The 13,210-nt window shown below is 52.8% G+C and carries 12 protein-coding genes and 1 pseudogene; 7 read left to right on the top strand and 6 right to left on the bottom strand.

Annotated features, from left to right (window positions below; genetic code table 11):
* Positions 1 to 53: 53 nt before the first annotated feature.
* Complete coding sequence (locus tag AABB92_RS22115) at positions 54 to 815, bottom strand: DeoR/GlpR family DNA-binding transcription regulator (RefSeq protein ID WP_031377966.1); 762 nt, start codon at positions 813 to 815, stop codon at positions 54 to 56.
* 203 nt (positions 816 to 1,018) lie between these two features.
* Between AABB92_RS22115 and AABB92_RS22110 the strand changes: the two genes are divergently transcribed.
* The 3 genes from AABB92_RS22110 to AABB92_RS22100 are packed head-to-tail and all read left to right on the top strand — an operon-like array spanning position 1,019 to position 4,394.
* The gene (locus tag AABB92_RS22110; protein WP_046289570.1) at positions 1,019 to 2,032 is read left to right on the top strand and encodes an SIS domain-containing protein; all 1,014 of its coding nucleotides are present in this window, start codon (positions 1,019 to 1,021) and stop codon (positions 2,030 to 2,032) included.
* Positions 2,029 to 2,949: an ROK family protein gene (locus tag AABB92_RS22105; protein WP_031377965.1), complete on the top strand. Its 921-nt coding sequence runs from the start codon at positions 2,029 to 2,031 to the stop codon at positions 2,947 to 2,949. Before AABB92_RS22110 ends, AABB92_RS22105 begins: the two co-directional genes overlap by 4 nt.
* 26 nt (positions 2,950 to 2,975) lie before the next feature.
* Positions 2,976 to 4,394: a sugar porter family MFS transporter gene (locus AABB92_RS22100; RefSeq protein WP_072051048.1), complete on the top strand. Its 1,419-nt coding sequence runs from the start codon at positions 2,976 to 2,978 to the stop codon at positions 4,392 to 4,394.
* Positions 4,395 to 4,603: 209 nt separating this feature from the next.
* Here the strand turns inward: AABB92_RS22100 and AABB92_RS22095 are convergent, their stop codons facing one another.
* Together AABB92_RS22095 and AABB92_RS22090 are read right to left on the bottom strand one after the other, a co-directional pair.
* Complete coding sequence (locus AABB92_RS22095) at positions 4,604 to 5,062, bottom strand: GNAT family N-acetyltransferase (RefSeq protein WP_031377963.1); 459 nt, start codon at positions 5,060 to 5,062, stop codon at positions 4,604 to 4,606.
* Positions 5,063 to 5,112: 50 nt separating this feature from the next.
* Positions 5,113 to 5,730 (bottom strand): LysE family translocator, encoded by a 618-nt coding sequence (locus tag AABB92_RS22090; RefSeq protein WP_046289571.1) that lies wholly within the window; start codon positions 5,728 to 5,730, stop codon positions 5,113 to 5,115.
* A gap of 66 nt (positions 5,731 to 5,796) precedes the next feature.
* On the opposite strand from AABB92_RS22090, the gene AABB92_RS22085 reads away from it, so the two are divergent.
* Entirely contained in the window at positions 5,797 to 6,735 is a 939-nt protein-coding gene (locus AABB92_RS22085) for a LysR family transcriptional regulator (RefSeq protein WP_031377962.1), read from the top strand.
* A gap of 8 nt (positions 6,736 to 6,743) precedes the next feature.
* Here AABB92_RS22085 and AABB92_RS22080 read toward each other — a convergent pair whose 3' ends face one another.
* Positions 6,744 to 7,361, bottom strand: coding sequence for a LysE/ArgO family amino acid transporter (locus AABB92_RS22080; RefSeq protein WP_046289572.1), 618 nt, complete (start codon positions 7,359 to 7,361; stop codon positions 6,744 to 6,746).
* Between the two features lie 61 nt (positions 7,362 to 7,422).
* On the bottom strand, positions 7,423 to 8,127 hold the full coding sequence (locus tag AABB92_RS22075) for a B3/B4 domain-containing protein (RefSeq protein ID WP_046289573.1): 705 nt from the start codon (positions 8,125 to 8,127) through the stop codon (positions 7,423 to 7,425).
* A 43-nt stretch (positions 8,128 to 8,170) separates the two neighbouring features.
* Here AABB92_RS22075 and AABB92_RS22070 point away from each other — a divergent pair, with 43 nt between their 5' ends.
* Complete coding sequence (locus tag AABB92_RS22070) at positions 8,171 to 8,767, top strand: helix-turn-helix domain-containing protein (RefSeq protein ID WP_031378061.1); 597 nt, start codon at positions 8,171 to 8,173, stop codon at positions 8,765 to 8,767.
* A 157-nt stretch (positions 8,768 to 8,924) separates the two neighbouring features.
* A pseudogene (locus tag AABB92_RS22065) lies at positions 8,925 to 9,815 on the top strand (dihydrodipicolinate synthase family protein); the annotation flags it as partial.
* A gap of 122 nt (positions 9,816 to 9,937) precedes the next feature.
* On the opposite strand, the gene AABB92_RS22060 reads toward AABB92_RS22065, so the two are convergent.
* Positions 9,938 to 10,420, bottom strand: coding sequence for a PhzF family phenazine biosynthesis protein (locus AABB92_RS22060; protein WP_238585884.1), 483 nt, complete (start codon positions 10,418 to 10,420; stop codon positions 9,938 to 9,940).
* A gap of 744 nt (positions 10,421 to 11,164) precedes the next feature.
* On the opposite strand from AABB92_RS22060, the gene AABB92_RS22055 reads away from it, so the two are divergent.
* A complete protein-coding gene (locus tag AABB92_RS22055; protein WP_039390131.1) occupies positions 11,165 to 12,496 on the top strand; it encodes a DUF1173 family protein in 1,332 nt (443 codons plus the stop codon).
* The last annotated feature ends 714 nt before the right edge of the window (positions 12,497 to 13,210 follow it).

Below are 13,210 nucleotides of genomic sequence, written 5' to 3'. Positions count from 1 at the left end.
AATGACTTAAATAACCTTATCCATTGAGATTCGGGGCGAATCTAGGTGTAAATTCACACGCTGGCGTATTTAATTTTCCCATCGTATAACGAGTCTGATTTATCTTTCTTTTTCGTATCGGTTATTATCATGTCTATATCAGAGATATTACAGACGTGTGAAAGCGCCCGATATCCTATTTTTGTTGTATCAGCCAATACAACGCGTTTAGTCGCGGAATTCAGAATGGCTTTCTTAGTGGGTATTTCAATTGCATTGATATTAGTGATCCCCGCTTCAGGATGCACCCCTTCAGCGCCGAGAAATGCCCAGTCGGCATGAACTTCGCTGAATTTCCTCGTGGCATCGGGTCCTACAAGGGTATATGAGTTCCCAACAACAACTCCACCCGTCACGTTCAGATTTATCGCGGGGTATTGGCTCAGCAGCATAGCGATATTGAGATCGTTCGTGATAACTGTCAGATCTTTTTTGTATAACAAACATGCAGCGAGCTCATAAACCGTTGAGCCATTGTCCAGAATAACTGAGTCACCGTCAGCTATCAGTGAAGCCGCAAAAGCGCCAATTGACACCTTCTGCTCATGGTTTCTGCCACGACGAATGCTGTAAGGCGTGTCTTGCCCTTCAGATGACAATACCGGCAATACGCCACCATGCGTCCTGACTATCTTCCGCCCTTTCTCAAGGTACATTAGATCCCTACGGATCGTTGAGCTATCCACCTCAAATACATCTGCTAATTGACTGGCATTCAGATAACCATTTGAAACTAGCATGGAAAGAATTTTTTCCCGTCTCTCAGGTGCAAGCATTCGTCTTCCTCTCACAGATGTGTGCAAAGCGTCTTAAATTTAAAAAATCATTCAAAAGATAATCTATTCATCTAGTTACATCAACAACGTAAAACATAAGTAAAAAGTATTATCACTGTCACATAAACGATATCGTGCATTGACATGCACGATATCGTGCATATACGTTGTAGGTGTTTTTCTAACCTAATGACGAGAATGCTATGAAAACCCCATACGAAAACGACATTTCAATGCAACCAGAAGCCGCTCTTGCGCAACTCAATACGCCGTTACCGGAAGGGCTTAAGTCTTTAAAATTAGATGATTATGACCGAATCATCCTGACCGGTATGGGGTCTTCTGACTATGGTCTGATCCCTATTGAGAGAGCGCTTGCTGCTAGGGGATATCCTGTATGGAGAATTGATGCAGGCCGACTGTTGGATATGCCTTCACTGGTAACTGAAAACACGCTTTTGTGGGCTACATCTCAATCAGGCATGAGCGGTGAAATTGTTGCTCTGCTTGAGCAAGGTATTCAACCACGCACGCTTATTGGATTAACCAATGATCCTAATAGTGTATTGGGTAAAAAGGCTGACATTCTCATCTCACTCAACAGCGGTGACGAAGCGACCGTAAGCTCAAAAAGCTATCTCAATACCTTAATCGCCAGTCACCGTGCTCTGGCTGTTTTGCTTGATGAGGATGAGCATGTAATTTGCAGCACCGTTAAAAACATCGTTCCGGTAATCCGTTCTCTTCTGACGGCTAATCAGCATGTTGCGGGGATGGCAGAATCTCTTTTCAGCCATACGCACCAACGCGTCGCATATATTGGCACCGGTTCATACGCCTCAAGTGCGCTGACCGGAGCACTGATCACTAAGGAAGCTTCAAAAGTTAGCGCGGAAGGTTTTGTTGGCGGAGAGTTTCGTCATGGTCCTTTGGAAACGTCTGGTAAAGGAATGCTTGCCGTTCTCCTTGGAAAGCCAGGCGATGAAACTCTGGAGCGCCTGTCTGCAGAAATGGTGGCGAATGGCACGAGCGTCGTCACAATTGGCGAAGCAGCTTTTGCAGGATCAACGCTGCTTTCCGTTCCTGAAGGTAACGAATTGTGCCAACTGCTGTGTGGCTTTATTTACATCGAACACCTGACTGTTGAATTAGCCGAACAGAATGGTTTTGTGCCAGGGCAGTTCCTGTTCGGTCAAAAAATCACGGTGGCGGTATGACAGAATTAATCAAAATGGTAAAAGCTGGTGTCGATATCGGAGGAACCGGTACTCGCATCATTATTCACGGTGAAGAGGGCACTCTGAGCACTAAAACCATTCCTACGGCTTTATTTAATGCGGTTGAACAGGAACAGCGCTCCGAGCTTCTGGCCTCACACATCCTCTCTTTAATTCCTGAGGGGACGAAACTGGTTAGCCTGGGAATAGGCGCAAGTGGACCTGTAGATACGAGTTCAGGGATTATTAATAACAAAGATACTCTTGAATGTTTTTCTTTTTTTCCTTTGGTTGATGAGCTAAAAAAATTACTCGATGTAGAAGTCGGCATAGATAATGACGCGGTTGCTGCTGTACTTGGCGAGTATTATTTTGGTGCAGGAAAGAATAGCAAACGGCTTTTAATGGTTACGCTTGGGACCGGAATCGGTGTCGCTTTGCTTGATGACGGAAAGCCTTTCCGCACCAGTGATGGTCACCATCCTGAGGCAGGACACATTCCTGTCTCAGGTAACCCTACAACTTGTTATTGCGGTTTACGAGGGTGTTGGGAAATGCTTGCGTCAAGAACATGGCTCCAGCAAAACTTAGAAGCGCTACTGCCTGAACATCCTTATGAAAAAAATGACATCAATTTTTATAAAGAGATGGCGAAAGAAAGAGAAGATATCGCGAGCGTATTTCATCGTTATGGAAATTATCTTGGAAGAGGTCTGGTAACGCTACTGACATTATATGGTCCAGATCTCACCATCCTGAGTGGAAGCGCTGCTCATTATTATCCATTGTTCAAAGAAGGATTGGAAGAATCTCTCACGCGTGCAGATGCGTATGCAATTAATATGAAAATTGTGCCATCAGAATTAGGTGATACTGCTGGGGCTCTCGGAGCAATCGTTATTCCTGCACTTAGTTAATTATAAATCACACACGGGTGGGTATCATGGGGAAATTAAAAAACAAAGAAGTCTCAAGCAGTCATCATGGAACAAAAGTAAGCATATTTATTATCATGTCGGTCATAATATCTTCCGTAGGAGGAATTATATTTGGTTATGACACGGGAATTATAGGAGGAGTAATCCCTCTTATTGGTAAAGAGTTTCAGATCAACGACCTTATGCAAGGCATTGTTGTAAGCATGTCACTCCTCGGCGCGATGTTGGGCTCTCTTGCCGCAGGCCCGCTTGCTGATAAATATGGTCGCAAAATTAACCTACTGGCTTCGGGCCTTTGCTTTGCAGCAGGTGCTGCGATTTCAGGGTTTAGTCACAGCATCGAGCTGCTCATCTTTGCTCGTATACTTCAGGGGATTGGTGTTGGTGCTTCATCCGTACTGGTACCCGTGTATATCGCTGAGCTTTCGCCTGCTAAAATTCGTGGTGTTCTCGTCACCTCATTTCAGCTGATGATCACCGTTGGTATTGTCATGGCTTACGGTGTAAACATGGTCGCAGATAGCCATGCTGAATGGCGTATGCCAGTTGGGATTGCTGGCGTCTTGGGCGTAATTCTTGCAATAGGCGTCATGTTTGTAACGGAATCCCCTCGCTGGTTAATTGCGACAAACCGTAAAGATACAGCGAAGCATACATTGATTAAATTGCGTGGGACCAGCGATGTCGATGAAGAAATCAATGAAACAGAACGGCTGAACGCTATTGAAAGTGTGGATATGCGTTGGCGTGACCTTTTCAGGGGGCATGTCAGACCAATGATTGCTATCGGGGTGTTGGTTGCATTCTTCTCCAATGCTTGCGGCATAAATTTGGTTATCTACTTCGCTCCTCAAATCCTCCAGTCCAGTGGGTTTACTTCCTCGGCATCATGGATTGGAACTTTTGGGCTTGGAATTACAAATGTTCTGTTTACTATTGTTGGCATGCTAATCGTCGAGAAAGTTGGTAGACGTCCATTGCTGATTCTGGGTGCTATCGGTTTGACGGTTAGTCTGGTTATTCTTGCGGTTATCTTTTCTATTCCTGCATTCCCCGGAAGCAACTGGCTTGCATTTAGTTCTTTAGTCTTTTACATCATCATGTATGCAATTAGTCCTGGCATGTTAGGTTTCTTGATTATTTCAGAAATCGCACCTTTGAGAGCCAGAGCTAAGGCGACGAGTTTGTCAATCTTCGTCATATTTGCCACTAACTTAGTCATCGCTATATTCTCCCTGCCGATGTTAAACGGATTGGGGGCGTCTACAACATTCTGGATTTTTTCTGCAATATGCATTGCTTACACCATATTCAGCTTCTTTGTTCCAGAAACTGGAGGCAAGAGTTTGGAGGAAGTTGAACTTTATTTTAAATTTAAGGCGGAAGGAGTGAGTACTGATGACCTCGAAGAAGCGAAAGGCTAAAAACTTTTAAGATAAATGTTAACTAAAGTGGCAAGCTCCGAATCAACGAAGGTGCTTGTCATTTTTATTATTCACCCATGACCTTCTACTCGTTAATTAATAAAAACTAACGGTAGCAACTTCCGTTCCTAGCACTCAGCCGTAGCTGGCTTGTACAAAGGCAGCTTTGAGCGAAAAGCGGACATTTTCAATCTTGATAAAGGTACGACTTACGCACCGGCATAATCCATGTCCCTGTGAGGTATCCCATCATCAAGGTATTCTCCGGATACCGTTTTAAACCCGAATCCTTCATAGAATCTGACGAGGTGAGACTGCGCCGAGAGCTTTATCGCCTTGTCCTGTTCATGATCGCGGACGAAGGACATCGTTTTTTCCATCAGCCTGACGCCCAGCTTCTGCCCTCTGACGGAATCATCAACAATGACACGTGTAATTTTTACCGCATCCGCTGAAGCATCCACATGCAGAACTCTTGTGTAAGCGACAAGCTTTTTGTTCAGGTATCCGGCGACGTGAAGTGTGCTTTCGTGCAGATCCTGTCCGTCAACATCCTGAAACGGGCACGTCTGCTCCACGACAAAGACCGCGATGCGCAGTGCCAGAATATCATGCAGCTGACGTGCGCTGAGGCTGCTGCCCCGCAATCCCTTCCAGCTTATTTCCATCTTTAACCCTCACATTGTTTCTTAACCATTCTGTTACGGCCATGCCGGCGTTAACGCGTCCGGCTGGCTAATGCAAGCAGCACGCCAAAAATCACCAGCAAGCCACCGAAAGTTCTGTCTATCCAGTGACGCACGGCCAGAAAGCGGTCGCGGACCCTGCCTGCAGAAAAGCACAGCCCCACCAGGCTGAACCAGACCATATGTGCCACCGAGATAAACAGTCCATAGCCAATCTGCACCATCAGCGGCGTCTCAGGGTTCACCACCTGCATAAACAGGCTGACGATAAAAATAGTCGTTTTGGGATTCAGCACATTTGTCAGGAATCCGGTGCGCAGAGCTCCCAGATCTGACAGGGGAGCAACCCGGCTGTCAGTCACCTTCCCACCGGCTTTTGTGCGAAGCATTTTTATGCCCAGCCAGATAAGGTAAACGGCGCCGGCCAGCTTGATGGCGTTAAACAGCCAGAGCGACTGCTGTATCAGCAGCCCCACGCCAAGCAGCGTGTACGAAACGTGAACAAGAACGCCCAGTCCGATCCCGAATGCCGTCAGCAGCCCCGCGCGGCGCGACAGCAACAGGCTGTTACGTGAGACCATGGCAAAATCGGGCCCGGGGCTGATGACGGCGAGTAATGTGATGGTGATAACAGCTAGCAGTTCAGTCATAATGTTTTCCGGTATAAATCAATGAATGTGCAGAATTTTACTGTGCGCATATCCGGGTGAATGACGATGTTTTCTGACAAAGATTGTGAGTCTGGCTCACCACTACTTTCTCCGCGTCTGCCCTCACTGATTGCCTTACGCAGTTTTGAAGCCGCGGCGCGGCTTGAGAACTTCAGCCGGGCGGCCGCTGAACTTCATATTACCCACGGCGCGGTCAGCCGTGCAGTACGACTGCTCGAAGACGAACTGGGCGTGCTTCTCTTTGAAAGACGCAGTCGTCGCGTATTTCTGACCGATGCCGGCCACAGGCTTGCCCGTGCGGTTAGCGAAGGGCTTGATGTCATGCAGCAGGCCGTTGACGCCCTGCGCGCCAGCGTGCGACAGCGCCAGCGGTGGGTACTGTCCTGCGAACCCACGCTGCTGATGCGCTGGCTGTTACCGCGCTGGCCGGCCTTTCAGGCGAAGCATGCCGGCACTGACATACACCTGGCAGCCGGTGGGGGCCCTTTTTCATTTGCCAGCGGCCTGGACCTGGCTATCCGGCGCGATGATTTCGACTGGCCGGAAAGCTATCACGCCGCACCTCTCTTTATGGAAAAGGTCGGACCGGTATGCCGTCCGGACAAAGTTTCCCGGTGGTTTACCTCCACAGCATCCGGCCCCGTACCGGCGCCTGATGCTGAGCGCCTCCATACCCGGACTCGCCCGGATGCCTGGCAGTCTTGGGCCAGCGCCGCAGGGCAGCCCGCACCCGGCACGGGGGGGCAGGTTTTCGACCATTTTTACTTCAGCCTGCAGGCCGCCGTGGCCGGACTTGGCGTGGCAATTGGTTCATGGTTCCAGGTCTGTGACGATTTGGAGAGCGGCGTGCTGGCGGCACCGCAGGGTTTTGTCGAGGATGGTACACGCTACTACCTGCTGTCACCGGAACCGTTTGAGCCGGGCAGCCTGCAGACTGAACTGCTTGCCTGGCTCCGCACCCTGATTGCGCCTCAGCAGCCATAGCCTGCGTTTTAATGCAGCGGCCTGAACAGCAGCAGTGCGCTCAGCGTCAGCATAAACAGGGCAATCAGCGCGTCCAGAATCTGCCAGGCACGCGGCCGGCGAAAAACCGGTTGCAGAAAGCGGGCACCACAGGTCAGCGACGTAAACCAGACCATGCTTGCCATGCAGGCACCGAGGCCAAACAGCCACTTTCCTGCATCCGGGTAGCGGGCAGACAGGCTGCCGACCAGGATCATGGTGTCCAGGTAGACGTGCGGATTCAGAAAGGTAAATGCCAGACCGGTCAGCAGCACTTTTTTCCAGCCCGACGCGGCCTCGTCTGCCGGGCGAAGGGCGTCACTCCCCTTAAGGGCTCTTCTGGCTGCCATCAGTCCGTAAGCGGCCAGAAAAACCGCCCCGCCAAAGCGCAGCACCTGCAGCGCGGCCGGCCATGCCTGAACCAGCTTTCCCGTACCGGCCACGCCGGCCAGGATAAGCACAATGTCACTGAGTGAGAAAGCCACAACGACCAGGGCAACATACCGTTGCTGCAGCCCCTGACGCAGTGCAAAGGCATTCTGCGCGCCGATAGCCATGATGAGACCCAGCCCGGTCATAAAACCGGCCGGTATTGCGGACAGGTACATACTTAATCTCTGGTGTCAGGGTAATAGGCAGACCTCCCGGCACCCGCCGGGAGGGCAAAAGTTACGGCGTGCCAGACGACGCATTGCTGATGAGGACGGTCTGACAGCGCGCGCCGGGCATCATTTTTTCCAGGCCCTCTGTCAGCATCCGGCCAGCCTCGTGCAGTGCTTCCAGCGGCATTTCAGGCAGGCTCTCAAGGATGAACCACATGCTGCTGTCAGCCATGCTCAGGCGGGTCCGGACGCCCTGCCGCCAGTTCCACCTGCGGCAGGTCACGCCGGTGTCATCCCGCCAGACAACTTCTCCCGCCTCCGGTGACTCACTGCCCGGCTGACCGTCCTTCATGGTGTCAAAAATTTCAGTTCCGTTAGCCACAACCAGCTGTGGCATCCCGGCGTAAGCCGCAAAATTTTCACCGCCCACCGGAACGGCATACCGGATGCTGACTGCGTTGTACAGATCAACCACCGGATCGAGCGGGGCCATCGTGCCATCCTTGATGACGCGTTTTCTCAGGGCTTCTGCCGAACAGGGCGTACGCTTAGGCTTTGCGCCGAAGGCCCGGTATACATCCGCCCATGCGCTGAGATGGGCCTCTGCCCAGGAAGGCTGCCCTGCCAGTGCGGCCTCGCAGGCTTCCCGCAGCGCGACTTCACCCACCCGCTCATCGGCCACGGGGGCCGCTTCCACGCAGATGCTGAGCGCACGAAAGCCCGGTGCGATGCGATAAATTTCGGGACTGATTGACGGTGAAGCAGCTGACATATAATAATCCTGTAATGACTGATTTATTACATGATAGTGACCGATGACCAGTAAAGTCAATATAACGACCGATGCCGGTGCAGCCAGGGTGAACGAGGCCGTTTCAGCACACATAAAGCTTTACCGCAGCCAGAGAAAAATGTCGCTTGATGAGCTTTCCCGCCGATCGGGCGTCAGTAAGGGAATGCTGGTTGAGATAGAAGGGTGCCGGGCCAACCCCAGCATTGCCCTGCTCTGCCGGCTGGCGTCTGCTATGAACGTATCCGTCGCAGATTTTGTCAACGTAGCAGAGAAGCCTGTAGTCCACCTCATTGATGCCGGTGAAATCCCCGTGCTCTGGAAAGGAGAAAAGGGCGGCAGCGCGCGTCTGCTGGCAGGCACCAGCGGGCCGGACATGGTTGAACTGTGGGAGTGGGTGCTTTACCCCGGTGAAACTTTTGAATCCCCGGGCCATCCGCAGGGCACCAGCGAATTGCTCCATGTTTCCAGCGGAACCCTGACGCTTATCGTCAGTGACACCACTTACGTGATAAGCCATGGAGGGGCCGCCGTTGCGAAAATGGATGCACCGCATGCCTATATAAATAATGGCGCTGACGTGGCCGTGTTTACCATGACGGTGAACGAAAAAAGCCTGTGAAAACAGTGGGATATCGCATTCTGTGGTGCAATACTGCATTGATGAGGCATCTGGCAGCCCATTAAGAATACAGACCCGACCTGTTAAGTCATTCCCGAGCACCCGACCTGCCGTTCAGCAACCCGGCTTTAAGCCGGATCAAAAAGGATAAGTTACGTTCAAAGGTCTCAGCGCGTTTCCGCTTACCCCGTTCACAGCCGGCACCCCTGATGAGAGAGGTTTTCTGAAAATACTGCAGAGGCTGACCGATGCGAAGGTTGATTCTATCGGCGTGCTTGGCTCGACGGGCAGCTACGCTTATATGACGCGTGAAGAACGCGGGCGTATTGCCAGACTGGCCGTAGAGAATGCCGGAGACATACCGGTGATGGTGTGTGTAGGTGCAGTTAGCACAAATGAAGTGCTGCGGCTGGCCGATGACGCCCAGACGGCCGGAGCCAGTGCGCTGCTGCTGCCACCGGTCTCATATCAGGCGCTGCATGATGACGAGGTGTACGGCCTGTGCGAAACGGTCGACCGCCACGTATCGGTGCCTCTTTGCGTCTACGACAACCCGGGCACAACCCATTTTACTTTCTCAGATGAGCTGCACGGAAAAATCGCAGCTCTGCCTGCGGTACATTCGATCAAGATTCCAGGCGTTCCCGCAGATGCTGAGGCTGCCTCTGCCCGGGTCAGAAACCTGCGCGACAGGCTGCCTGCGGATGTAACAATCGGCATCAGCGGTGACAGCTCGGCCTCAACAGGTCTGATTGCCGGCTGTGAAGTCTGGTATTCGGTGTGTGGCGGCTTATTTCCGGTTGAGGCAAAAAGGATCACCGAAGCGGCGGCGGCGGGTGACTACGAAGCCGTACGGAAACATCACGAACGCCTCAGCCCACTCTGGGCACTTTTTGGTCAGCACGGTGGCAGTTTCAGGGTCATGTCAGCAGCAGCTGGTCTGCTTGGCCTGGCTGATGATAACTGCCTGCCTCGTCCACTGTTACCTCTGCGGGCAGATCAGCTTGCTGAGCTGAAGCACGTGATATCCAGTCTGGAGCTGACGTAAATAATGCCAGTTACTACGCCGTTTGCAGCCGCTGTAGCAATATAAAAGAGCGCTTAGCGCTCTTCTGTTTGCTGAACTGCAGGATAATGTCTGGTCCTGATGACCGGCCCAGACATTATTGGTCAGACCGGGACGTAAATCTCCGCCCTCATGAACGTAACCGCCTTACCTTCAATAACGACCCGATCTTCCTTAAGCTCACAAATAAGATGACCGCCTCTGAGCGATGCCTGCCATGCAGACAGTCGATTTTTTTCCAGCTTTTCTGCCCAGTATGGGACCAGGGTGGCATGTATGGAACCTGTCACCGGATCTTCCGGAATGCCAGCGCCCGGTGCGAAGTAGCGCGAGACAAAATCGTACTCACTCCCCGCCCCCTGACCTGTAACTACCACGCCTGTTGGGCCCAGTCCGGCAAGCAGGTGCAAATCGGGCTGACATGCCCTGACCGCGTCTTCTCCGCTCAGCACCACAAAGATGTTTTCAAAATTACGGAACCAGAACTGAGCTTGATCGCGGAATATCGGGCAGATGATTTCCGGCAACTGCGCCATTTCCTCGGGAGGTATGCACGGCAAATCGAGCAGATAGCCATCCTCTTCCACATCAACCTTAAGCTGACCGACGCGGGAGGAAAATGAGAGTGGTCCCTGGATACCGTATTCCGTTACCGCCGTTCAGGATCTGATTGCCAACCTGATGCACCTGTGTGAACAGGAGGAAATCACCGGCGGGGAGGTGACGTTTGCCTCGCTGGTGGGCATGGCGGAAATGCACTATCTCGCCGAGTTGGATGAGAACATCGGACTGTAAGGTGGCGGGACCGGGTCTGGCCCTGCCATTGCCTGTGGGTACGCCGGAAAGGCGGGCGGCCCTGCGGGCCCGGGAGTGCCCGGTGCTGACGCACCGGCCGTTTCCGTCCGCCGTCCTGTAACCTGCTGAGTCACTATCCACTATGGATAGCAAGCGCTCTTTTCAGTGATTAGCTAAACCGGCTGCACGGGTTTTGAAGAGGTTGAGGTAATGCGGCAGGTCTGTTTACCTGGTTTCTGCGTGTTTTATTGTGAGCATTGTGCGATGAGCGCGTGTTGACGCGTGATGTGCATGGCCCCCTTCGGCTCCCCGGCAGGCCGGGTCGTCAGCCCGACTGCGCTAACCGGTAAACCGGCAAGCTTCGCCGAACCGCGAAGGGCTGCGTTTCGGGCCTGGCGGCTGCGGTCTGATGGCGACAGGCAACGTGACGGTGGTGGGGCAGTCATGCGGTCTGCCTGAGCATTATCGTTTGCGTCTGGCCCACTTAAAACATAAAACAGGTTAACCTTATCAGAGCGTTATTGAAGGAGGATGAGATGGGCAAAGGAACAACGTTCAGTGCGCAGATAACCGGGTTGCCTCAGGGTGGGATTTTTCAGCCTCATGAGCAGCTCGATTACGACAGCGACTGGCGCAAGAAGCTCGGGGATGCGTACGCGAATAAAGTGGAAGCCAGAGTGACCTGCCTCTGCAAAGGCAAGCCAGACGATCTGACCCTTCGCAGGCTGGTAGTTCGCTACCTGAAAGATTCAGACCGCTACAGCCTTTCAGGCTGGAAACACAGTGGCGGCCAGCACCGGCATGACTGTCGCTTTTACTCGGTCTGGCCCGATGACACGTCGGCAGGTGCCTATTTATCAAGCGTCGTCAGGGTCAATGATGACGGCACGTTCAGCATCACTTTGCCGGTCGGGCTTTCGCGGCAAAACGGTACCGACAAACCCATATCTGATGTGAATCCGGCAAGACACCCGCGCACGGGTAAATCCAAACCCTCCATGAGCCTGCTGGGGCTGGGGCACTTTATCTGGCAGCAGGCTGAAATCAACACCTGGAAGCCGCAGTACGTGAAGAACCGGCCGCGCAATGCGCTGTGGCTGGCCAGCCGGATCAGCGGCATGGCGCAGAACATCCGCGTCAGCAGGCTGACCCTTGCCGACGTGCTGCTCGTCAGCGCCGCGGGTGAGGGGACCCAGAAGCAGGCCAACCAGCAGCGGGTACGCTATGCGACGGAGAACAAAAAGCGTCTGATGGCCATCGCCCTGCTGAAAGCGGACGCGAAAGATGGCTACACCGCGCTGCAGGCGGGGCGCCTGAGCCTTTCAAGTCCGATCGGGTTCCCGACGCTTAACGTGTCCCCCAATACCTTGAGAGCCTGTGAGCGCAGTTTCGGATCCGAACTCAATGCCTGGAAGGCGGGGCATAAGGTGGTTGCCATCGTTGAAACGGAGCCTCCCACGCTGCGCTTTGAGAGGATAAACGGCCATAATGTTCCCATCAGGGAAGCGGAGGTCATCGGGATCGCGCTGATGCGCGTTACGCCGCGCTTTATCCCGGTGGACTCAGGTTATGAGGCGATTATCGAAGCCCGCCTGTGTGAAGAGGAGCGAAGCTTTATCAAGCCGCTACGCTTTGATGCTGAGGAAGACACCTTGCCGGATTTTGTCCTGACGGACGTGGATGGCAAAGAGTCCGTGCCGATGGAAGTGTTTGGCATGAACACGGATGAGTACAGCGCGCGGCGTGCGGTGAAAACCGAAATCTATAACAAGGAGTTCGGCGCCGACGGATGGTGGTCATGGGACGCTACCGTAAAAAACGCGGAGGACAACATACCGCCTTTTCCGGCACAGAATTCGTCATCCTGAATCGTCTGAATCGTCTGAATCGTCTGAATCGTATAGGCGGTTCAGAGCGTTTTCTGCAGCTGCGGTCCGGAGTTGGCAGGGCTCACAATGCGCGTATCACTGCCGGACATGCTGAGCACATTCGGGCCGGTATCGGACGGGTGATGCAGCTATTTCACCATGCAATACGGGCACATAGATACATCAAGAGTGTAACGTCTTGCCAGGCTGAGCGCCTGGTAGGATATGTACACAGACCCCAGGAAAATGCGGGAATCTTTATTGTCGAGTTTTGCGCATCCCTTCATGTGAAGCATGGCACCTCCCGAGCTGGTCGGGGTCAGGTAGCAGTAATAGGAAGGCTCCATGCTTGCTCTCTCTGTATGGGATGTCGGTTGGATCATCTTTATTAACTATAGAGACTGCTGACGGTAATGCCCGTGACTGTATAGCCGTTATCGTGAGTACAAACTTATCGCGTGCTTGCTTCGCTTCTTTTTTTACCTTCCTTTCCATCTATCTTCTCTCACTCGTTGCCTGGTCTGGTACACCGATGATCAAACCTGCCATGTCGTATGGCCCCCTTCGGCTCCCCGGCAGGCCGGGTCGTCAGCCCGACTGCGCTAACCGGCAGGCCGGTAAGCTTCGCCGAACCGCACAGGCGCGTTTCGGGCCTGCGGCTGGGGTCTGATGGCAACAACAAGGTCAACCCCTGCAGCGGGCATGGGCCCGCGC

It is taken from the genome of Pantoea brenneri (assembly GCF_038594305.1).
In the GTDB taxonomy this organism is placed as follows: Bacteria; Pseudomonadota; Gammaproteobacteria; order Enterobacterales; family Enterobacteriaceae; genus Pantoea; species Pantoea brenneri.
The sequence above is the reverse complement of the archived record's forward strand: the minus strand, read 5'-3'. Positions and strand labels throughout refer to the sequence as shown.

What these genes read in the sequence shown, in the direction of transcription:
- AABB92_RS22115 (WP_031377966.1), bottom strand. Translation starts at nt 815, where the DNA reads ATGCTTGCACCTGAGAGACGGGAAAAAATTCTTTCCATGCTAGTTTCA.
- AABB92_RS22110 (WP_046289570.1), top strand. Translation starts at nt 1,019, where the DNA reads ATGAAAACCCCATACGAAAACGACATTTCAATGCAACCAGAAGCCGCT.
- AABB92_RS22105 (WP_031377965.1), top strand. Translation starts at nt 2,029, where the DNA reads ATGACAGAATTAATCAAAATGGTAAAAGCTGGTGTCGATATCGGAGGA.
- AABB92_RS22100 (WP_072051048.1), top strand. Translation starts at nt 2,976, where the DNA reads ATGGGGAAATTAAAAAACAAAGAAGTCTCAAGCAGTCATCATGGAACA.
- AABB92_RS22095 (WP_031377963.1), bottom strand. Translation starts at nt 5,062, where the DNA reads ATGGAAATAAGCTGGAAGGGATTGCGGGGCAGCAGCCTCAGCGCACGT.
- AABB92_RS22090 (WP_046289571.1), bottom strand. Translation starts at nt 5,730, where the DNA reads ATGACTGAACTGCTAGCTGTTATCACCATCACATTACTCGCCGTCATC.
- AABB92_RS22085 (WP_031377962.1), top strand. Translation starts at nt 5,797, where the DNA reads ATGTTTTCTGACAAAGATTGTGAGTCTGGCTCACCACTACTTTCTCCG.
- AABB92_RS22080 (WP_046289572.1), bottom strand. Translation starts at nt 7,361, where the DNA reads ATGTACCTGTCCGCAATACCGGCCGGTTTTATGACCGGGCTGGGTCTC.
- AABB92_RS22075 (WP_046289573.1), bottom strand. Translation starts at nt 8,127, where the DNA reads ATGTCAGCTGCTTCACCGTCAATCAGTCCCGAAATTTATCGCATCGCA.
- AABB92_RS22070 (WP_031378061.1), top strand. Translation starts at nt 8,171, where the DNA reads ATGACCAGTAAAGTCAATATAACGACCGATGCCGGTGCAGCCAGGGTG.
- AABB92_RS22055 (WP_039390131.1), top strand. Translation starts at nt 11,165, where the DNA reads ATGGGCAAAGGAACAACGTTCAGTGCGCAGATAACCGGGTTGCCTCAG.